This is a genomic window from uncultured Mucilaginibacter sp. (assembly GCF_937859865.1).
GTDB lineage: Bacteria > Bacteroidota > Bacteroidia > Sphingobacteriales > Sphingobacteriaceae > Mucilaginibacter_A.
Genome location: NZ_CALMAT010000146.1, coordinates 1 through 20,677 on the forward strand (window position 1 = coordinate 1; position 20,677 = coordinate 20,677).

The following is a 20,677-nucleotide window of genomic DNA, read 5'->3' on the forward strand; positions in this document are numbered from 1 at the left end:
GTTTGGTGTTGCGGTTTTAAACGGCATTGTTCTGATCAGCGAGTTTAACCGTTTGCGTGCCGAAGGCGAAGAAGACACGGACGAGTGCATCCGTAAAGGAACCAGTAATCGGCTGCGGCCAGTGTTGATGACGGCAACTGTTGCTTCTTTGGGTTTCTTTCCGATGGCTGTTTCTACCAGTGCCGGTGCCGAAGTTCAACGGCCTTTGGCTACCGTCGTTATTGGTGGGTTGATTACGGCTACTTTGCTGACGTTGGTTGTGCTGCCAGCTTTGTATAAATTATTTGCGGGTGTTAAATCTCCCAAAAATCAACCTAAAGCTCCTGTTGCTGCGGTTTTATTGATTTTTCTGACATTGCCGCTTCACGCACAGCAACCAGCCGGAAAATTGATCACCATAAATGATGCGGTAAAAGAAGCATGGGCTGGCAACGCTTATTTAAAAGCTGCACAAAACCGCACTTTGGCCGCTGGTGCAAATTTGGGCACAGCATACGAAGTGCCGAAGACACAGTTGCAGTTTGACCAGGGCCGGATCAACAGCGCGAATACTGATAACCGTGTTTCTGTGCTACAAAATTTCCCGCTGCCCGGCGTTTATCAGGCCCAGCACAACTTTTTAAAGGCCGAAGCCGGTTTGACTGCTTTGCAGGAAGAAGCCTTGCGCAACGAGCTGGCGTATCAGGTGCGCGAGGTTTATCTGCAAATGGCTACCGATTTGGCGAAGCTGCAGTTGTTAAAAGTACAGGATTCGGTTTATACAGAAGTGATCCGGCTGGAAAAACTAAGGTTTGATTTGGGCGAAACTTCTCGCATCAACTTAACCAGTGCCGAAGCAAGGGCCGGGACGATCAAAAACCAGCGTTTGCAGCTTTTATCGGAAATCAACATACTGCAAAGCCACTGGCAACTTTTGCTCGGCACCAAAACGCAGCTTTTGCCGGTGGACCAATCGCCTCCATCCTGGCAACAAAATTTTTCTTCGGATTCTGCAGCGGCATTAGAAAACCCGGAAGTAAGGCAGGCCAAACAGCAGGTTACGGTCAGTGGTTTGCAGGTCAAAGTAAACCGTTCGCGCCAATTGCCCGAAATTACTTTGGGCTACAACAACCAAAGCTTTGCTGGGCCGGATATTCGGGACGGCAATGTTCTGTTATCACGCGGCAACCGTTTTTCTTCTTATCTCGCCGGGGTTAATATTCCGCTTTTTTTGGCGCCTTACCGTTCGGCCGTTAAAGCGGCAACGTTGCAGCAAAAAGCGGCAACTTATACCTTAACGGCCAAACAAAACGAATGGCTGGAGCAATGGCGGCAGGCCGTAACGCGCTACAACCAGCAAATACAATCCATCCATTATTTTGAAACTTTGGCTTCAAACCAGGCAGCAGAACTGTTGCGCACGGCTACTTTATCTTTTAAAAGCGGCGGCATCAGTTATATCGAATGGGTGGGCTTGTACAACCAGGCCATGCAAATCCAAAACGACCGGCTGGATGCCTTGCTGCAATTAGACCAAACCATCAACACCATCTGGTATTACCAGGCACAACCTCAAAAACCATGAAAATTAATTATATCACCCTGCTTGCTTTGCTGCTTTTTGGTTGCGGCGGCGGCAGCGATAAAAAAGGGCAGTCGGAACCGCAGCAACAACAGCCGAAAGAAAAAGACAACAGCATTACCTTTGATCTGGAACAAATTAAAAACGGCGGGATAGATACCGGCCGGTTGGTCATGCACCCGTTGTCGGGGTTTGTGCAAGTGAACGGACAGGTAGATGTACCGCCTGAAAACCTGATCTCGGTAAATGTTCCGCTGGGCGGGTTTTTAAAACAAACAGCGATGCTGCCCGGCGAACCTGTACACAAAGGACAAGTATTGGCTACGGTTGAAAATCAGGATTACATTACCATCCAACAGGATTACCTGACTGCAACCAGCCGGATGGTGTTTTTGAAGCAGGAAATGGTACGCCAGCGCGAACTGAGCCAACAGCAGGCCAGCCCGTTAAAGTTGTACCAGCAATCACAGTCGGACTACAACAGCGAGCAGGCACAAGCGGCAGGTTTGGCGCAAAAGTTAAAGATGATCGGCATCAATCCGCAGCGGTTAACAGCGTCTTCCATCAAACCCTATATTGCTATTGTTTCGCCTATTTCCGGTTTTGTATCTAAGGTGAACGTAAACATCGGGAAGTACATTAACCCAACCGATGTATTGATGGAACTGGTCAATACGGGCGACATCCACGCCGCTTTAACCGTTTTTGAACAAGACATACCGAAAATAAAAATCGGCAACAAAGTAAAAATAACACTGCCCAGTATCCCGGACAAAACTTATCCCGGAAAGGTAATTTTGATCGGGCGGATGTTGGACAGTTCGAGAAGCGTAACGGTGCACTGCCATTTCCTGAAAACCGACCCGCGCTTGTTGCCCAACATGTTTTTGCAGGCTTCTATCGAAACCAAACCTCAAAATACATTGGCCGTTCCGGATGGTGCATTGATTAATTTTGGCGGGAAGCCTTATATTTTTGCCGCCAAGCCTCAGCCTAAAAACGCAATGCTTTTCAACATGATCCCTGTTGAACTTGGCATCAAAGAAAATGGCTGGAACGAAATCAAGCTTAAAAAGCCAGAATTGAACAACCAATTATTTGTGTTAAAAGGCGCATTTTCTATTTTATCGGCCATGAAAAATACGGGCGAAGAGGATTGACAAAAACTTTTTGAAACAGGGTTTAGGGCTTGTTTGATCTCTATCCAATTTCTTGAATATTTTTCTATGCCGATAACCATGCTTCTTTTACCACCATAAAATTGGTGTTGTATTATATACCGGTAAAAGAAGCATCAAAAATTAAATCAAACAAATTTTTAAAGTTATCATTGACAAACGATGCGGGACAAACGATTCCGTTTTTTTAAATGAACAATAATGAGTGAAGTAAAAACTAAAGCAGAAACCAAGGCAGAGCGCGAATATGTGATCCAAAAAGTACAACCTGCTTTGCTGGGTTTGATGGATGGTTCTGTTTCTACACTGGCACCAATTTTTGCAACAGCAGGTTTAACCGGGCGGCCGATCGAAGCTTTTTATGTTGGCCTGGCTGCATCCTTGGGCGCAGGCATCAGCATGGGGCTTGCCGAAGCATTATCTGACGACGGAACGGTTACCGGCCGGGGCGCACCGGTAACACGCGGTGCCATTACGGCTTTTTCTACAGCTTTTGGCGGTATGCTGCACACCCTGCCGTTTTTGATCAGCAACCTGCAAACGGCTTTGCACCTGGCTTATGCCGTAGTGGTGATCGAATTGCTGGTCATCGCTTTTATCCGATACCGGTTTATGAAAACACCTTTGGTTTCCACCATCTTACAAGTAATTGTAGGCGGTGGGATTGTGTTTGTGATCGGGATATTTTTAGGGAAATTAGGCGCTTAACCCATTTTCAATCCAAAACCACCGATACTGTTTTTACCGGCATAAAAACAGTATCGGCAAGATCAATCAACCTAAATAAAAACTTTACACATTAAAACGGAAGTGCATCACATCGCCGTCCTGCACGATATAAGTTTTGCCTTCTACGCTTAGTTTTCCGGCTTCTTTGCAGGCCGCTTCCGAGTCTACACGGCTTAAAGGATGGGATTTCAAATTACGGGTTAGTGGGGGACAAGTACTTATTTCTTATATAAATAAAACGCGGCAGAATCCCCTTTGCAATCTATATTTAGTTGCTCAGCTTCACGTTCATAAGTTTTTAATTCGTTTGGATCAAACACTTTTTCAGGAGAGATCAGCTTAAAATCGTCCTCTGCTGAGAACAAGGGTATGTCTTTTTTATATAATTCACTCCCCCAAAACTGAAAACCTGTAGAATCAAATACCGTATGTCTGATTTCAAAACCCGAGTCCTCGGCTAGGATTTGCAAACTCTTTAACGAATGTAAAAAGAAATGCCTTGGGGCATCCAACTGAACCCAATCCTCCTGATAAAGCTTCCATGCTTCTCCAATCAACGGGATCCTGATCATTAGACAGCCACCATCCTTTAATAAATTATGGCAGTCCGCTAAAGCCTCTTTTTGCTGGTCCATGTGTTCTAAAACATGGTGCATCATAATCAGGTCATAAAAACGAGGTTTTAATTCTGTAAGGTCTTTCTTCCTCACTTTCACACCATAACCATGATTAAATTCGTGCGGAATAAATTTATCCACTCCCTCCACATTTTTAAAGCCTTGGTTAAACAGTTGGCAAATTAACAAACCTTTTCCACAGCCAACATCTAAAATCCTGTCGTTTATTCCGGTGTTTATTGGTTTTAGGTAGTTAAGCGGATAAACATTTTTTTTGTATTTTTTTTGTAGCCTGATGCTTTTAAACAACCGCTTCAGTAGTGGTAGTTTTTTTAAATCAGGAATTTTCTGTGCATAAGCATAATAATACGGAGGATAATACTTCGTTATGTTTTCAGGTAATTCTGCTATTTGCAAACATCCACAAAAAGAACATTCCTGATAGCGGAATTCATCTTTGAACCCAAACATCCTTTCTTTCAGCGTATATTCCTTTGAAAAAGATGAATTGCAAATTCTGCAATTTTCGGCGTTATATAATTTTTTTTCTGGAACCATTCAAAATGTATATGTAAAATTATTTTATCCAGATACTGTTTTTATGCCGATAAAAACAGTATCGGCAAGATCACTTCAACCTAAATAAAAACCCTACACATTAAAACGGAAGTGCATCACATCGCCGTCCTGCACAATATAAGTTTTGCCTTCTACGCTTAGTTTTCCGGCTTCTTTGCAGGCTGCTTCGGAGCCTAATTTTACAAAATCATCGTATTTAATCACTTCGGCACGGATAAACCCTTTTTCAAAATCGGTATGGATTACGCCTGCCGCTTGCGGTGCGGTAAAACCTTGCGTAATGGTCCAAGCCCTCACTTCCTGTACACCAGCCGTAAAATACGTGGCCAGTTTTAGCAAACGGTAAGCGGCTTTAATCATCAAATTAACGCCGGAAGTGGTCAGGCCCAAATCTTCCAAAAACATCTGCCGTTCGTCGTAGCTTTCCAATTGCGCAATTTCTGATTCTATTTGTGCCGAAATTACCAGCACTTCGGCTTTTTCTTCGGCTACGGCGGTTTTCACTTTTTCTACGTAAGCGTTGCCTTTGGTAACCGAAGCTTCGTCCACATTGCAAACATATAGCACCGGTTTCAGTGTCAGCAAAAACAAATCTTCCACATATTCCAAATCTTCCGGGGCAACTTGCGCTGTCCGTGCCGATTTTCCGGCCTGCAAATGCTGTTTAAAAATGCCTAAAACCTCGAAAGCTTTTTTGGCTTCTTTATCACCGGTTTTAGCGGCACGTTCTACTTTTTGCAGTTTTTTTTCGATGGATTCCAAATCCTTCAACTGTAGTTCGGTATCAATAATTTCTTTATCACGGATCGGGTCAACAGAACCATCCACATGGATCACGTTGTCATCATCAAAACAACGCAGCACATGGATAATAGCGTTGGTAGCGCGGATATTTCCTAAAAATTGGTTGCCCAAACCTTCGCCTTTGCTGGCACCTTTTACCAGGCCAGCGATGTCAACTATTTCGATTACGTTTGGCACAACACGCTGAGGGTTAACCAATTCTGCTAATTTAGTAATCCGTTCATCTGGCACGGTAATTACGCCAACGTTTGGTTCGATGGTGCAAAAAGGAAAGTTGGCCGCCTGTGCTTTGGCGTTGGATAAACAGTTAAACAACGTTGATTTTCCTACGTTAGGCAATCCTACAATGCCGCATTGTAACCCCATATTTTTATTAATTTTTATCGTGTAAAAACAGCATTACCATACGTACAACCGGTTTTAAAAGCTGTGCTGAAATTTGCGGCAAATATAGCAGTAAAACAACCGCTTTAATTCAAAAAATTAAACGATTTTTGCCGACGGTTTCCGAAGGTCATCAAAATAAACATTATTACTATGGAAGAAAACATAGCGGAAATTGAAGCGCTGCTGGAAAACGGCAAAGAGCAGCAGTTGAAAGAATACCTGGACGATCTGAACATATCGGATGTAGAACATTTGATTGATGAATATCCCGAACAGGCAGCTACTTTTATCGAGACATTATCCATCAACCGGGCGGTCAATGTTTTTCGTATCCTCGATTTCCCGACGCAGGAACGGATCATTAAAAAGCTTTCCGGGCCAAAAGTTACGGAACTGATAACCGAGTTGCCGCCTGATGACCGTACCGCTTTGTTCAGCGAACTGCATGGCGATGCGGTAAAAAAACTGATCATTTTGCTTCCTCCGGCCGAAAGAAAAGAAGCTTTAGCGTTGTTGGGCTACGAAGAAGACAGCATTGGCAGGTTGATGACACCGGATTATATTGCCGTTAAAAAAGGCTGGGATGTAAACCGCGTTTTGGCCCACATCAGGCGTTACGGTAAAAATTCGGAAACGATTGATGTGATTTATGTGATTGATGATGATGGTGTTTTGCTGGACGATATCCGGATCCGCGATATTTTGCTGGTTGACCCTTCAACCCCAATTAACGAATTGATGGACGACCGACTGATCTCGCTGCATGTACACGATCCGCAGGAAGAAGCCATCAACGTTTTCCGGATGAACAACCGCGTAGCTTTGCCCGTAACCGATCAGGACGATATTTTGCTGGGTATTGTTACCGTTGACGATATTTTGTGGATCGCAAACGAAGAATATACAGAAGACATCCAGAAAATTGGCGGTACAGAAGCTTTGGACGAGCCGTACCTGGATATGCCTTTGTTAAAATTGGTAAAAAAGCGTGGAAGTTGGCTTATTGTGTTGTTTTTAAGCGAAATGCTAACGGCAACAGCAATGGGGCATTACGAAGACTTGATGAAACACGCTATTGTACTTGCCCTATTTGTACCATTAATTATGTCGAGCGGAGGCAATAGCGGCTCGCAAGCTTCAACTTTAATCATCCAAGCTATGGCTTTGGGCGAAGTTACCGTGGCCAGTTGGTGGAGGGTGATGCGTCGGGAAATTTTATCGGGTTTATTACTTGGCGCAACGCTTGGTTTGATTGGTTTTTTCAGAATTTATCTATGGACATTCTTCACAGATATTTACGGCCCGCACTGGTTGCTGGTAGCTTTTACTGTTGGATTTTCTTTAGTGGGCGTTGTTTTGTGGGGATCGTTAGCCGGCTCGATGCTTCCTTTATTGCTTAAAAGGTTAGGTGCCGACCCGGCAACATCTTCTGCGCCTTTTGTGGCCACTTTGGTAGATGTTACGGGTTTGGTTATCTATTTTTCTATTGCGATATTAATTATGCAAGGCAAACTTTTATAGGGGTAAAAACAGTATCGGTAATAATTGTTATAGTTGATAGAGAAAACATACATTGAAAATGGAAGAAAATACAGAAGCAACAGGCGAAGCAAGCGAAATGCTGATCACTTTTGAAGCAGAAGCCTACATGCGCGAAGCCGGAAAATGGGCCAACTTTTTAGGGAGCGCTGGTTTTGTTTTCAGTGTTTTAACCATCGTCAGTGCGTTTTCGGTTGGATCAGTGGTGGGCAAATTGCAGCAAACTTATGGCACCGGCCTTGATCCGAAAGCCTTGAGCAGTGGTTTAAGTTTTATGTACTTTCTGTTTGGCGTACTTATTTTTATTCCTTCTTTGTATTTGTACCAATTTGGCGGCGCGATAAAAAAAGGTTTTGAATATGGCGACCAGATCAACCTCAACCTGGCTTTTCAAAAACTAAAGTCTTATTTCCGGTTTTTTGGGATTCTCGTTATCTCTTTCATTGTGTTTTATTTGATGGTTTTGATTGGAACTTTAACCGGCGGCGGAGTGAAAATGTAGAGGTGAGGAGGAAAAGTCTAACTGATAATAGAATTTAAATTTATTAATATGAGATTGGTTTTAGATGTAGCCACAGAGCAGCAAAAGCAAGATATAATTGAGTTGGCAGAACGTTTACAAGTTACTGTTGAGGTGGAACCATCCGAAGAGGAAGAAGATGCTGCAATGCTAAGGGCAATTGATGCGGGTGCGAAAAACGATATTTTATCTGAACAGGAAGTTGCTGCTTTTCTATTAAAATTGGCCAAATAATTTTAAAGAGCATCTCTTTATGAAAATTGTTTTGGACTTACACCAATTATGAAATTTATAATCGAGAAAAGTTTTGATAAAGATGTAGATGGATTACCTAAAAATATTCAATTAAGCATTTTAAATTTTATTAAAGCTATTGAAGCCGCTCATCAAATAAGCGATCTTACCCAAATTAAAAAGCTTAAAACCAATAAAAAAGATCAGCGTGAATGTTACCGCCATAAAATAGGCAATTACCGTTTAGGGTTTATTTTAGAACATAACACTACTGTTAGATTGGTTATAGTTGGCCATAGAAAAAACATTTATAAGAATTTTCCTTAACCGAATAACAACAATTTGATTTAATAAAATCAGACGTTAAAATTTAAATAAGTTACCAACAAAAAACCCCGCCATAAAGCAGGGTTTTTCTATTGGTAAAGTTTAGGGTGTTTAGGTAAAATTATAGTTCGAAAGAAAAATCGTCAGTAATTTTTGCGGTGTTGCTTTCGTTGCTATCTACATATTCGTAGCGTTTTTCGGCAACTTCCTGGTTTGCTTTGATGTATTCGGTAGTTTCTTTTAAGCCTTCTGCAAATTTTTCAAAATCTTCTTTGTACAAAAAGATCTTGTGTTTTACAAAAACGCCGTCTTCCAAACGTTTTTTGCTTTCCGTGATCGTAACGTAATAATCGTTAGAGCGCGTGGCTTTCACATCAAAAAAATAAGTCCTTTTCCCGGCCCTTACCTTTTTCGAGTAGACCTCTTCCCGGTCTCTGCTATCAAAATCTCCCATTTGCAATAGTTTATATTTGTTTGACGGCGATAAATATAATGCTTTTTTAAAAGTACAAAAGAAAAAAGCATATTATCGGCACAATTTTTTTTACGTACAGATACTTAACAAGGTTTCCTTTCGTTAAGCAATAGTTTCTGATTCTTCGAGCAACTGTTTCTCGTACAGTTCGTAATAGCTTCCTTTTTGTTCCATCAACGCTTGGTGCGTGCCTTGTTCTACAATCTTTCCGTTGTCTAAAACAATAATTTTATCCGCATTTTTGATGGTCGAAATTCGGTGCGCAATTAAAATACTTGTCCGGCCTTTCATCACTTCGCCCAAATTATTCAGGATTTCCTCTTCTGTTTTCGTATCCACTGCGGAAAGGCAATCATCGAAAATCAAAATTTTTGGCCGCTTAAAAACAGCACGCGCAATAGAAACACGCTGCTTTTGCCCGCCCGAAAGCGTAACGCCGCGCTCGCCGATCATCGTTTTAAAACCTTCGTCAAAAGCGGCAATGTTATCATAAACTGCGGCGCTGCGGGCTGCATTTTCTACCCGCGGCATATCCAAAACATCAGCACTAAAAGCAATATTATTGGCGATGGTATCCGAAAAAAGGAAAACTTCCTGTGGCACGAAACCGGTTTGCGCACGGTAATTTTTAAGGTTGAGTTGTTGGATTGGAATGCCATCAATCAAAATTTCGCCCGAAGTGCAATCGTACATCCGCATCAAAAGATTGGCAATGGTTGATTTTCCGGAACCTGTCCGCCCGATAACCGCAATCAGTTCGCCCGGCGCAGCCGTAAACGATACTTCTTTTAGTGCCATAATTTTAGTGTCGGAATAAACAAAACTTACATTTTTAAATTCGATGTTGCCTTTAATTTCTGTTTCCGATAGATTAGGCTGATCAATTTCGGAAATCGTTCCTAAATATTCGTTGATCCTTTTTTGTGAGGCCGCCGCACGTTGGATCAATGATGTTATCCAGCCTAAACTCAAAACCGGAAAGGTGAGCAAATTCACATAAACCACAAACTCGGCAATGTTGCCGGCGGTGATATTGCCTTTCATCACTTCAATCCCGCCAACGTAAATGGTAATTAATGTGCTTAACCCCGCCAGCAAAAGCATCACCGGGTAAAACAACGCTTGCACTTTTACCAACGAAAGCGAATCCGTTTTGTACGCTTCACTTTCTTTGCGGAAACTATCGCTGATAAATTTTTCTCGGACATAAGATTTGATCACGCGGATGCCCGAAAAACTTTCCTGCACAAAACTCGACAAGCCCGAAAGCCTTTCCTGGATGCGTTCGCTGCGGTGGTTGATTTCCGTATTTACGATATAAATGGCCAGTGCCAGAACCGGCAGCGGCAGCAAACTGAAAATGGCCAGCCGCACATTGACGGCCAGCATCGCATAAATCACCATTAAAAACAGTACGGCCGTGTTGATGGCGTACATAATGCTTGGGCCGAGGTACATGCGCACGCGGCTCACATCTTCGGTTACGCGGTTCATCAAATCGCCGGTGTTATTTCTGCGGTAAAAAGCCAGCGACAGCGTTTGGTAATGGTTGTAGATTTCGTTCTTCAAATCAAACTCAATATGGCGCGACATTAAAATAATGGTTTGCCGCATAAAAAACAGGAACAAGCCGCGCAGAAGTGCCATCACCAAAACGATTGCGCCGAAAAGTAGCAGGCTTTGTCCAAGAAAATCGTAGATAACTTTTTGTCGTTCGAAACCATTGTACAAGTGGTAAATGCGGATATTTTCAGTCACCAAATCAAACGAAAGGCGGATGACAGGCGCAGGCAGCACGCCAAAAATATTAGAAACGATAACGAAAAAAATGCCGGGGATTAAATACAACCGGTATTTCCACAGGTATTTATTGAGGTAGGCGAGATGTTTCATAAACGTGGCGCAAAGTTACGAAAACCGCAGCACCGGCTTTGCTTTTGCAAACAATAACGGCGATACTGTTTTTACCGGGTAAAAATTGGTGCGCGCAATTGTTTGCACTTGGAGTTGAAAGCGGAAAACATTTGTTTGGCGTGCTTAAAAAACCTACTTTTGCGGCAAGAAACAACCAGGCGTTTTTTTATCGGAACAAGTATTTAACACCAAAAATATACCGGTAAAAGAAGCATTGCATAAAAAAATATCAGGGCGGATTGATGGTTTCCGCAGCTCGTTCTTATCAACATATGTTAAACAGAAGGCAACTCAGAATAAAGGTTTTACAGGCATTATACGCTTACCAACAATCTGAAAACAAACAAATAACCGCACACGAAAAGCTGCTGCTGCAAAGTGTAGATCAGGTTTTCGAGATGTACATTTGGATGCTTTCGTTAATTGTTGAAGTGGTTGAATACGCCGAACGTGATGCCGAAGATAGTGCCGCCAAGCATTTACCAACGGAAGCCGATCTGGCGCCAAACCTCAAAATCCTTCATAATAAATTCATCCTTTCGCTGCTGAAAAACCCGGAATATCTGGCCGCCATCAAAAAATACAAAGTTGACTGGAGTTTTGACCCGGAAATGGCACGCTCGCTTTTTTATGCCTTAAAAGCAGCACCAGAATATCAAACTTATTTGAAAAACACCGACGATTCGATCCAGGCCGATAAAGATATTATCCGTTTTATTTTCAAAAAACTGATTATGAAATCGCCAACGGCCGAACAGGTTTTTGAAGAAAAGTTTTTAAGCTGGCCGGTGGATAAAGACCCGATGCAGGCGATGATTGCTAAAACATTCAAGAATTTCTCGAACGAAGATTTTGCCAAAAACAAACTGGCCGAACTGAGTGCGGATTGGATGGAAGACCGCGAGTTTTTGGTTACGCTTTTCCAGCAAACTATCCGTTACGATCAGGAATATCAGCAATTGATTGGCGATAAAACACAGAATTGGGAAGCTGACCGAATCGCTTTGATGGACACATTGTTGATGAAAATGGCTATTTGCGAGTTTATGGGTTTTCCTTCCATTCCCGTTAAAGTTACCCTAAACGAATACCTGGATATTTCCAAAGAATTTAGCACGCCCAAAAGTAATTCGTTTATAAACGGTATCTTAGATAAAGTTTTGAGCGAACTGAAAGAGCAAAATAAAATTAGAAAATCCGGTCGCGGGTTAATAGGTTAAATGATGATGAAAAACATGATCCTGCTTGCAATTGCCGGTTTTTTAACGGCTTGCAATCAAAACAATACTTTGCAAACTGCAAACACCTCGGCAGCAACAGAAAAAACAACGGTTGGCAACGGGCCGGTTTTGAAGTTTGACAAAGAAATCTACGATTTCGGAAAAATTAAAGACGGCGACAAAGTGAGTTACAGTTACAGCTTTACCAACACCGGCAAATCGCCTTTGATTATTACCGATGCGATAGCAAGTTGCGGCTGCACGATACCAAGCTGGCCAAACAAACCGATCAACCCCGGCCAAAAAGAAGCTATTAAAGTGATTTTTAACAGTGCCGGCAAATCGGGTTTGATTGACAAACAAATTACCATTACCGCCAACACCACGCCTGCGCAAACGCTGGTGCATTTGGTTGGCGAAGTAGCAGCCAAAAAATAATTCAATTTTTAAAATAAATTTATATGATTTCGACTATTTTATTACAAATCCCGGGCGGCATGGGTGCTTTAGGGCAGTTTTTGCCATTGGTGCTGATTATTGTTGTATTTTATTTTTTCATGATCCGCCCACAAGTTAAAAAGCAAAACGACCAGAAAAAATATGTAAGCGAACTGAAAAAAGGCGACAAAGTAGTTACCAGTGCCGGCATCCACGGTAAAATTATAGACGTTGGCGATACGACTATTTTGGTTGAAGTGGACAACAACGTCAAAATTCGGTTTGATAAAACTGCGATTTCCCTGGAAGCTTCCAGGTTGTTAAACACGCCTGCCGTTACTAAAGCTTAAATTAGCTTTAAAATAAATCCGGAAAAGCCACTTTTTCCGGATTGTTTTTTTACAATTTTATCGGGGTAAAAACAGTATGGCCATCATCAAATTATCCAAGGCAGAACGCAGGCGGATTTCCGCTTTTATCACCTGTTTTTTGTTGGCTTTGGTGGCCTGGATATTTGTTACACTATCTAACAATTATACTTTTCCGGTTAAAGTTGTTTTAAATTTTAAAAACCAGCCTTTGCATAAAGCTTTTTATGCATTACAGGCCGATACTGTTAACGCGCTGGTTGGCGGCACAGGTTGGCAAAAGTTGTTTATCAATTTATCTTCCAAAAGCCAAAGTGTTGATGTAGATGTCCAAAAACTGGACGTTCAAAATTACATTGTGCTAAGCAACCAACTCCGGCAGATAAACGCGCAATCAGAAAAAAACAAGCAAATTATTTCTTTCAACCCCGATACTGTTTTTTTTGATTTTACTGCCCGAAAAGTAAAACGTGTGCCGGTTGTGATGAATTACCGCATTCAATACGATAAGCAATTTGCGCGTTCTGATGACATCAATATTAAGCCCGAATACGTAACTATCAGCGGCCCGATTGCTTATGTTGATACGGTAACCAATTGGAAAACAGATTCTTTGATTGTGCAAAATGCAAGTTCCGATATTCATTCAAGGTTAAAATTGTTGCTGCCGAAAGAAAATAACGTCAGCATTTATCCCAAAACGGTGGATGTTGATATTCCGGTAGATGAATTTACCGAGAAAACTTTGGAGGTTCCGGTAAAGCTGATCAACAACAAAAGCTACAGCAATGTGGTGCTTTTCCCCAAAAAAGTCAAGGTTACTTTTACGGTTTCGCTCAACAATTATCCGGCTATCAATACCGAATTTTTTGAAGCCGTTGCGAATTTGGACGACTGGCAAAAAAACGGCAGTACTACGCTATCGGTCAAGCTGAAACAGCAGCCCGATTTTTGTAAAATTGTCAATATGCAACCGGCCAGCATTAATTTTATCGTTCGAAAATAATGTTGAAAATCGGCATCACCGGAAACATCGGCAGCGGGAAAACCACCGTTTGCCAGCTTTTTGAACTGCTTGGCGCGCCTGTTTTTTATGCTGATTTCTACGGAAAAAAAGTAATGACGGAAGATTTGGTTTTGGTAGAAGCCATCCGAAATACTTTTGGTGCCGAAGCTTATTTTGAAGATGGCAGCCTGAACCGCAAATACATTTCCAACCTAGTTTTTAAAAACGAAGCCGAACTGGAAAAGCTGAACGCGCTGGTTCATCCAGCTGTTTTTCGTGCTTTTGATGAATGGGCAAATCAATTCAACACCAAAAATTATGTCCTAAAAGAAGCAGCAATTTTGTTTGAAAGCGGCTCGGACAAGCAATGCGATAAAACCATTGTGGTTGCTGCTTCGCTGGATGTGCGCATACAACGCGTGATGCAGCGCGACCAGTTGACCGAAACCGAAGTTTTGCGCCGCGAAGAAAAGCAAATGCCACAGCAGGAAAAAATTGCCAAAGCTGATTTTGTGATTTACAATGATTCGCAAACGATGGTTATCCCACAGGTTTTGCAAATCCACCAGCAACTGCTGCAACTTTCAAAACTTCAATGATTTCAGAATATTTTTTGGAGATAAACAGCAACGGTTTGTATTGTGCCGCCGGCGATTTTTACCTCGACCCAATTAAACCGGTTCAAACTGCCGTTATTTCCCACGCCCATGCCGATCATGCCATTGCTGGCCACGGGCAGGTTTACGCCACGGCGGCTACGTTGGCTTTTATGGGTTTGCGTTACGGCAAAAATGCGGGCAGGCAAAAACAAACTTTGGCCTACAATGAAAAAGTATTGATAAAAGAAGTATCTATTACGCTGATTCCTGCTGGTCACATGTTGGGTTCTGCGCAGATTTTGATGGAGTTTGAAGGCGTGAAATATTTGTACACCGGCGATTTTAAATTGCAGCCCGATGCAACCTGTGAAATGCTGGAGTTTACAAAAGCGGATGTTTTGATCACTGAAACCACGTTTGCCAATCCGCAAATTAAACATCCCGACCAAGTTTTGGAGATTAAAAAACTTAACGAAATCCCTTCCAATATTTTGCTGGGTGCTTATGCTTTGGGCAAAAGCCAGCGTTTAATTGAGTTGATCAACCGGTTTTGTCCTGAAAAAGAAATTTTAGTTCATTGGCAAATCGAACCCATCAACCGTATTTACGAAAAGTTTGGTTATCTATCCGGCCGCTACAAATTGTACGACCGTAAATCCATCAAAACCCAAAACAATTTTATTTATCTGGTTCCGCCGTTTACGTTTCACAGTTACAGCAAAGCTGTTGGTTTGCGCCGGATTTTTGCTTCGGGCTGGAAGAATTTGCAAACCAATGCGCAGGATTCGCTGTACATTTCGGATCATGCCGATTGGGAAGATATTTTGTTGCTGATCCAAAAAGTTCAGCCGCAACAAATCTGGACTTTGCACGGAAACGGCAATCATCTGAAACAATATTTTGCTGATAAAATCCGCGTAAAAATTTTAAACTGATGCAATTAGCCAACGAAGATTTTTACCTGGATGAAAACGGCAATACTGTTTTTACCGCCCAATTTCATTTAAAGCGAAACTATTGCTGCAAAAATAAATGCAGGCATTGCCCGTGGAAATATACGAGCGAAAAACAAAAAAAATTGCCAAGCCATAAATTATTATAAATTTACAGCGTTAGTATAGTAATTATGGAACTGGAGAAGGAAATACACAGCAAGAATTTTGAGGATAATTACCAAAAAGCAGTCATCAACGTTTCTTATACATACAATTGGATCAGCAATATTTTGCGCAACCGGTTGGAAAAGCATAACATCACACAGCAACAATTCAATATTTTGCGGATTTTGCGCGGCCAATTGCCCAACCCTTCGACCGTAAATTTATTAAAGGAGCGCATGATTGATAAAATGTGCGATGCTTCGCGGATGGTGGACCGTTTGGTGCAAAAAGAACTGGTTACGCGTTGCACCAATTCTAAAGACCGACGCGCGGTGGACATTTACATCAGCGAAGAAGGTTTAAAAGTGCTTGCGCAAATTGACCAGGAACTGAAATTGGGCGATATTCTGAGGCACAATATTTCTGAAGAAGAAGCTACGGTTTTGTCTAACTTGCTGGATAAGCTGCGCGGGTAAAAGCAGTTCAGGCATTTGCAAAAAAAGCAATCAACGCGATTCCGGAACCAATTAAAACAGCAACCATTTTCCGCAAATTAAATTTATGGTCAGAACTGGATTCAAACAGGATTGTAGTAGAAATATGCAGGAAAATACCGATCACGATGCCCATAATCCGCGCAAAATAATGTTGCAGGCCCGCCGTATTGGTGGTGCTTAATAAATAACTGGTAAAATAACCGCCCGGTGTCATCAGCGCAAAAACTACCAGTAAAAACAGTATGCTTTTTTTAGGCAGATGATTTTGTAGCAGCACGCTACCCAAAGCAAAAGCCGCCGGAATGTGGTGCAACGCGATGCCAAAAACCAGTTCCTGCTGGTGGCCCTGCGCCAGCGGCATTCCTTCTAAAAAAGCATGTAAACACAAACTGACCATAATGCCTGCCGGAAACGCAGCTTTATGATTATGTTGATGCTGGTGATGGATATGGCCGTGTTCTACGCCGTTAGAAAAAAGCTCCAAAATCAACTGGAATAAAAAACCGGCCATGATAAAAATCCCGACATAACGGTCATGGCTTTGATAAGCATCCGGAATGAGGTGCAAAACCGTAATCGCAAACAAATAAGCGCCGCTGAAAGAAAGGATAAGTTTGAGGTTTTTGCCCATATCTTTCCTGAAAAAGAAAATACTGGCGCCACCCAAAAAGGCACTGAAAAAAAGTATCAAAACAACCCAGAAATTCATGAATATTTAAGGTAAAGGCGGTTATAAACTAAGCCAAACAACCAGCCAACCATGGCGCCAAAAGCGGCTCCGGCCAATACATCTACCGGATAATGCACTCCGACATAAACCTGAGCATAACAAATCAAAGCCGCCCAAATTAGGGCATAAAGCCAGATCCATCTCCAGTTGCGCTGAAAAGCCAGGCATAAAAACAGTGCAATGGCAAAATGATTACTGGCATGGGCAGAAGGAAAACTCAAACCAGTTCCGCAGGGTACGCGGTTAATGACAGTTGGTTCAAACTTTGGATCATTACAAGGCCGTACTCTTTTTACATAGGCTTTTATTACCCGAACACAAACAAAATTTGCTGTTCCGGCGCTCATCGCTAATAAAACGATAATCAGGACTGCCATTTTCCGGTAACGGTAAATGCTAAAAACCAGGATAAAAACGTAAAGCGGGATCCATGTTTTTGGGTTACGAATTGCAGGCATTACCCAATCAAAAAACGGGTTGCTCCAATCGTGGTTGATGAGGTGGAACCAATGCTGGTCAAACTGCGTCAAAAAATCGGGCATCGTTATGCTGTCGGGAAATAAGGTTGATCAAACAAAAACCGGTTTGTGCTTTGCTAAAAGCTGCGAATATAGCTAAAGCAGGGCAAACAACGTCTGTTTGTATAAGCGCGATACTGCTTTTATTCGTATTTTTGAGGTTTAAAACGAAGATACTTGACACTGATAAAATCAATTTCCGGCATCAGAGGCACCATCGGCGGACAAGCCGGAAATGCTTTAACGCCGGCAGATATCGTAAAATTTACGGCCGCTTTTGGCACCTGGCTCATTAAAAAAACAGGCATAAAAAAAGTAGTGGTTGGCCGCGATGCACGTATTTCCGGCCAAATGGTTTTAAATTTGGTTAACGGCACACTGCAAGGTTTGGGTATAGATGTGGTTGACCTTGGCCTTTCCACCACGCCAACGGTAGAAATCGCAGTTCCGTTAGAAAAGGCAGGAGGCGGCATCATCATCACGGCAAGCCACAACCCGAAACAATGGAACGCGCTGAAACTGCTGAACCACGATGGTGAGTTTATCAGCGATAGCGACGGTGCCGAAGTATTGGAACTGGCCGAAAGCGGCGAAATGATTTATGCTGATGTAAACCAATTGGGAAAAGTTTCTGCGGATACTACTTATCTCCAAAAACACATCGGCCAAATCCTGGCTTTGCCTTTGGTGGATGCAGAAGCGATCCGCAACGCCAATTTTAAAATTGTGGTTGATGCGGTAAATTCTACCGGCGGTATTTTCGTGCCGGCTTTGCTGCGTGCTTTGGGTGTTGAAATTATTTACGAATTGTTTTGCGAACCGGATGGGAATTTCGCCCACAACCCAGAACCGCTTCCCGAAAATTTAACGGCTTTAGCCAAAACCGTCCTTGCTAAAAATGCAGATTTGGGTATTGCCGTTGACCCAGACGTAGACCGTTTGTGTTTTGTAAGCGAAGACGGAAATGTTTTTGGCGAAGAATATACGCTGGTTGCCATTGCAGATTATGTGTTGAAAAACAAAAAAGGCAATACCGTTTCCAACCTTTCTTCGACCCGGGCTTTGCGCGATGTAACCGAAAAAGTAGGCGGCCAATATTTTGCGGCAGCAGTAGGAGAGGTGAATGTGGTGAACGAAATGAAAGCCGTAAACGCCGTCATCGGCGGCGAAGGCAACGGCGGCGTAATTTTTCCCGAGTTGCATTACGGCCGCGATGCGCTGGTTGGCATTGCGCTTTTTTTAACGCATCTGGCCAAGTTTGGCCGTTCAGTTTCCGTGTTGCGCAGTACGTATCCCAACTATCACATCTCTAAAAATAAAATTATCTTGACACCCGAAATGGATATTGATGCTTTGCTGGAATCCGTAAGGCAAAAATATCAGAAACAGCCGCATTCGGTAATTGATGGGTTGAAGATTGAGTTTGGTACAGAATGGGTTCATCTTCGCCGCTCCAATACCGAGCCGATCATCCGCATTTATTCTGAAGGAAACTCGGAACAAATAGCCAATAGCCTGGCCAACAAAATAATTGCTGATATAAAAGAAGCATTGCAGGTTCAGCAATAATGCTTCTTTTACCACTATATTTTCATTGATATAACCATGAGAGTTTATTTAGACAATGCCGCTACAACACCAATAGACCCGGAAGTTTTAAAAGAAGTTTGCCAGGTGATGGAAAGCTGTTACGGCAACCCGTCGTCCATTCATGCTTTTGGCCGCGAAGCCAGAACGGTGGTGGAAAAAGCAAGGCGGACGATTGCCAAATTGCTTCACGCTTCCCCTTCCGAAATTTTTTTTACCTCCGGCGGAACAGAAGCTGATAACATGGCCATCCGTTGTGCGGTTGCAGATTTAGGTTTAACGCACGCTATCACCAGCGAAATTGAACACCACGCCGTTTTGCATACGTTAAAAGCTTTAGAAAAAGCCGGGACCATCAAACTGAGTTTTGTAGGATTGGATGCACGCGGCAACATCAACCTAAACCATTTAGAAGAATTGTTGCAGCAAAACGAACGTAATTTGGTATCGCTGATGCACGCCAATAACGAAATTGCAACGCTTACGGATATTGAAAAAGTAGGTTTACTTTGCGAACAATACAACGCAGTTTTTCATACCGATACGGTGCAAACGATGGGGCATTTCCCACATGATGTAACAAAATTGAAAGCGCACTTTCTGGTTGGTGCAGCCCATAAACTGCACGGGCCAAAAGGGGTTGGTTTTTTGTACATTAGCCATCGCATCAAAATAAAACCTTTGATTTATGGCGGTTCGCAGGAACGGAACATGCGCGGCGGAACTGAAAATGTGTACGGCATTGCCGGTTTGGCCAAAGCTTTACAAATTGCTTATGACGAAATGGAAACGCACAAGAACCACGTTTTGGGTTTAAAAACGTACATGATGGAGCAATTGCAGGATTTGGTTCCGGGGATTCAATTCAATGGCGAAACTGATCCTGAAAAAAGTTTATATACGGTTTTAAATGTTTCTTTCCCGGAAATGGAAATGGCGGAAATGCTCTTGTTCAGCCTGGATATTGCCGGTATTGCTGCTTCCGGCGGCAGCGCTTGCAGCTCCGGCACAGATATTGGCTCGCATGTTTTAACCGGTATTGGTGCAAACCCGGCGCGGCCTGCCATTCGTTTTTCTTTTTCTAAATACAACACGCGCGAAGAAGTGGATTATACCGTTTTTAAGTTGAAAGAAATTTGTTTGAACCAGGTGCAGGCATAATATTTGAACTGGTTTTTGATACTGTTTTTACCGGCAAAAAATCACTAAAACGTTTTGCAAACCTTTTTTAAAAAAACAAAATTGGTGCAAACAATGAGCTATTTTATTTGCTATGAGTATCAGAACAAAAACTAACGTTAAACTTCAAACTTATGACAACGATGAACGCCAATACCTTAAATGATCAAGTTGATTATTTAAGCCCGAAAGGCCAGAGCTTTGCAGAACAAACCTCGAATTCTATCTTTAATGCTTCGCCACGGAACGCTGTTATAGATGATGACGACGATGATGACTTGGATTCAACGCTTCCTGATCCAGACGATGATGACGATTTGATAGATGACGACGATGATACGTTTCCGGATGCGGATGAATTGGATAGGATAGACGACGATGACGACGCCGGTGTGATTAATAAAGATTTAGACGACGACGATGATGACGACCTGGGCGGCAGCACAACTTCCGGCCTAAACAACGGGCGTTCATTTTCAGATCGTCCGCAAGGGCGTACAACTGGCCGGTTGGGTGACCACGAACCTGGTGCAGGACTATAATTAGAAATCAATAAAAAAAGGGATGCTGT

Annotated in this window: 24 protein-coding genes and 1 pseudogene; 18 read left to right on the forward strand and 7 right to left on the reverse strand. The window is 42.5% G+C overall.

What is annotated here, in order from left to right; translation table 11 throughout:
- The 3 genes from Q0192_RS15675 to Q0192_RS15685 all read left to right on the forward strand — a co-directional run.
- On the forward strand, positions 1 to 1,564 hold a 1,564-nt coding region (locus tag Q0192_RS15675), incomplete at its 5' end, for an efflux RND transporter permease subunit (RefSeq protein WP_299290824.1).
- Positions 1,561 to 2,721: an efflux RND transporter periplasmic adaptor subunit gene (locus Q0192_RS15680; RefSeq protein ID WP_299290827.1), complete on the forward strand. Its 1,161-nt coding sequence runs from the start codon at positions 1,561 to 1,563 to the stop codon at positions 2,719 to 2,721. The genes Q0192_RS15675 and Q0192_RS15680, both read left to right, overlap by 4 nt.
- A gap of 219 nt (positions 2,722 to 2,940) precedes the next feature.
- Positions 2,941 to 3,447, forward strand: a complete 507-nt coding sequence (locus Q0192_RS15685) for a hypothetical protein (RefSeq protein WP_299290829.1) — start codon at positions 2,941 to 2,943, stop codon at positions 3,445 to 3,447.
- An 84-nt stretch (positions 3,448 to 3,531) separates the two neighbouring features.
- On the opposite strand, the pseudogene Q0192_RS15690 reads toward Q0192_RS15685, so the two are convergent.
- The 3 genes and pseudogenes from Q0192_RS15690 to ychF form a co-directional block, all read right to left on the reverse strand.
- A pseudogene (locus tag Q0192_RS15690) lies at positions 3,532 to 3,636 on the reverse strand (DUF933 domain-containing protein); the annotation flags it as partial.
- A 50-nt stretch (positions 3,637 to 3,686) separates the two neighbouring features.
- Positions 3,687 to 4,643 carry a class I SAM-dependent methyltransferase gene (locus tag Q0192_RS15695; protein ID WP_299290833.1) on the reverse strand — a complete coding sequence of 319 codons (957 nt, stop codon included), beginning with the start codon at positions 4,641 to 4,643 and terminating at the stop codon, positions 3,687 to 3,689.
- 93 nt (positions 4,644 to 4,736) lie between these two features.
- Positions 4,737 to 5,834, reverse strand: coding sequence for a redox-regulated ATPase YchF (ychF, locus tag Q0192_RS15700; protein WP_299290835.1), 1,098 nt, complete (start codon positions 5,832 to 5,834; stop codon positions 4,737 to 4,739).
- A gap of 171 nt (positions 5,835 to 6,005) precedes the next feature.
- On the opposite strand from ychF, the gene mgtE reads away from it, so the two are divergent.
- The 4 genes from mgtE to Q0192_RS15720 are packed head-to-tail and all read left to right on the forward strand — an operon-like array spanning position 6,006 to position 8,475.
- On the forward strand, positions 6,006 to 7,376 hold the full coding sequence (gene mgtE / locus Q0192_RS15705) for a magnesium transporter (RefSeq protein ID WP_299290837.1): 1,371 nt from the start codon (positions 6,006 to 6,008) through the stop codon (positions 7,374 to 7,376).
- Between the two features lie 58 nt (positions 7,377 to 7,434).
- Entirely contained in the window at positions 7,435 to 7,896 is a 462-nt protein-coding gene (locus Q0192_RS15710; protein WP_299290839.1) for a DUF5362 family protein, read from the forward strand.
- A gap of 48 nt (positions 7,897 to 7,944) precedes the next feature.
- Positions 7,945 to 8,148, forward strand: coding sequence for a hypothetical protein (locus Q0192_RS15715; RefSeq protein ID WP_299290841.1), 204 nt, complete (start codon positions 7,945 to 7,947; stop codon positions 8,146 to 8,148).
- A gap of 48 nt (positions 8,149 to 8,196) precedes the next feature.
- Positions 8,197 to 8,475, forward strand: a complete 279-nt coding sequence (locus tag Q0192_RS15720; RefSeq protein ID WP_299290843.1) for a type II toxin-antitoxin system RelE/ParE family toxin — start codon at positions 8,197 to 8,199, stop codon at positions 8,473 to 8,475.
- A gap of 121 nt (positions 8,476 to 8,596) precedes the next feature.
- On the opposite strand, the gene Q0192_RS15725 is transcribed toward Q0192_RS15720, so the two are convergent.
- On the reverse strand, positions 8,597 to 8,929 hold the full coding sequence (locus Q0192_RS15725) for a DUF3276 family protein (protein ID WP_299290845.1): 333 nt from the start codon (positions 8,927 to 8,929) through the stop codon (positions 8,597 to 8,599).
- A gap of 123 nt (positions 8,930 to 9,052) precedes the next feature.
- Complete coding sequence (locus Q0192_RS15730) at positions 9,053 to 10,843, reverse strand: ABC transporter ATP-binding protein (RefSeq protein ID WP_299290847.1); 1,791 nt, start codon at positions 10,841 to 10,843, stop codon at positions 9,053 to 9,055.
- A 293-nt stretch (positions 10,844 to 11,136) separates the two neighbouring features.
- Between Q0192_RS15730 and nusB the strand changes: the two genes are divergently transcribed.
- The 8 genes from nusB (at position 11,137) to Q0192_RS15770 (ending at position 16,071) form a co-directional block, all read left to right on the forward strand.
- Positions 11,137 to 12,084, forward strand: coding sequence for a transcription antitermination factor NusB (nusB, locus tag Q0192_RS15735; RefSeq protein WP_299290897.1), 948 nt, complete (start codon positions 11,137 to 11,139; stop codon positions 12,082 to 12,084).
- A 15-nt stretch (positions 12,085 to 12,099) separates the two neighbouring features.
- Positions 12,100 to 12,522 carry a DUF1573 domain-containing protein gene (locus Q0192_RS15740; RefSeq protein WP_299290849.1) on the forward strand — a complete coding sequence of 141 codons (423 nt, stop codon included), beginning with the start codon at positions 12,100 to 12,102 and terminating at the stop codon, positions 12,520 to 12,522.
- A gap of 23 nt (positions 12,523 to 12,545) precedes the next feature.
- Positions 12,546 to 12,872 carry a preprotein translocase subunit YajC gene (gene yajC / locus Q0192_RS15745; protein ID WP_299290851.1) on the forward strand — a complete coding sequence of 109 codons (327 nt, stop codon included), beginning with the start codon at positions 12,546 to 12,548 and terminating at the stop codon, positions 12,870 to 12,872.
- 76 nt (positions 12,873 to 12,948) lie between these two features.
- Positions 12,949 to 13,896, forward strand: a complete 948-nt coding sequence (locus Q0192_RS15750; protein WP_299290853.1) for a YbbR-like domain-containing protein — start codon at positions 12,949 to 12,951, stop codon at positions 13,894 to 13,896.
- Positions 13,896 to 14,495, forward strand: coding sequence for a dephospho-CoA kinase (coaE, locus tag Q0192_RS15755; protein WP_299290855.1), 600 nt, complete (start codon positions 13,896 to 13,898; stop codon positions 14,493 to 14,495). The genes Q0192_RS15750 and coaE overlap by 1 nt, the downstream gene beginning before the upstream one ends.
- A complete protein-coding gene (locus Q0192_RS15760) occupies positions 14,492 to 15,430 on the forward strand; it encodes an MBL fold metallo-hydrolase (protein ID WP_299290857.1) in 939 nt (312 codons plus the stop codon). Before coaE ends, Q0192_RS15760 begins: the two co-directional genes overlap by 4 nt.
- Positions 15,430 to 15,597, forward strand: coding sequence for a DUF5522 domain-containing protein (locus tag Q0192_RS15765; RefSeq protein WP_299290859.1), 168 nt, complete (start codon positions 15,430 to 15,432; stop codon positions 15,595 to 15,597). Before Q0192_RS15760 ends, Q0192_RS15765 begins: the two co-directional genes overlap by 1 nt.
- A gap of 24 nt (positions 15,598 to 15,621) precedes the next feature.
- On the forward strand, positions 15,622 to 16,071 hold the full coding sequence (locus Q0192_RS15770) for a MarR family transcriptional regulator (RefSeq protein ID WP_299290861.1): 450 nt from the start codon (positions 15,622 to 15,624) through the stop codon (positions 16,069 to 16,071).
- Between the two features lie 7 nt (positions 16,072 to 16,078).
- Here the strand turns inward: Q0192_RS15770 and Q0192_RS15775 are convergent, their stop codons facing one another.
- The gene (locus tag Q0192_RS15775; RefSeq protein WP_299290864.1) at positions 16,079 to 16,801 is read right to left on the reverse strand and encodes a ZIP family metal transporter; all 723 of its coding nucleotides are present in this window, start codon (positions 16,799 to 16,801) and stop codon (positions 16,079 to 16,081) included.
- Positions 16,798 to 17,364, reverse strand: a complete 567-nt coding sequence (locus tag Q0192_RS15780) for a phosphatase PAP2 family protein (RefSeq protein WP_299290866.1) — start codon at positions 17,362 to 17,364, stop codon at positions 16,798 to 16,800. Before Q0192_RS15780 ends, Q0192_RS15775 begins: the two co-directional genes overlap by 4 nt.
- Before the next feature lie 153 nt (positions 17,365 to 17,517).
- Here Q0192_RS15780 and glmM point away from each other — a divergent pair, with 153 nt between their 5' ends.
- The 3 genes from glmM (at position 17,518) to Q0192_RS15795 (ending at position 20,648) form a co-directional block, all read left to right on the forward strand.
- Positions 17,518 to 18,909 carry a phosphoglucosamine mutase gene (glmM, locus tag Q0192_RS15785; protein ID WP_299290868.1) on the forward strand — a complete coding sequence of 464 codons (1,392 nt, stop codon included), beginning with the start codon at positions 17,518 to 17,520 and terminating at the stop codon, positions 18,907 to 18,909.
- 36 nt (positions 18,910 to 18,945) lie between these two features.
- A complete protein-coding gene (locus Q0192_RS15790; protein ID WP_299290870.1) occupies positions 18,946 to 20,088 on the forward strand; it encodes a cysteine desulfurase family protein in 1,143 nt (380 codons plus the stop codon).
- A 152-nt stretch (positions 20,089 to 20,240) separates the two neighbouring features.
- Positions 20,241 to 20,648 carry a hypothetical protein gene (locus Q0192_RS15795; RefSeq protein ID WP_299290872.1) on the forward strand — a complete coding sequence of 136 codons (408 nt, stop codon included), beginning with the start codon at positions 20,241 to 20,243 and terminating at the stop codon, positions 20,646 to 20,648.
- The last annotated feature ends 29 nt before the right edge of the window (positions 20,649 to 20,677 follow it).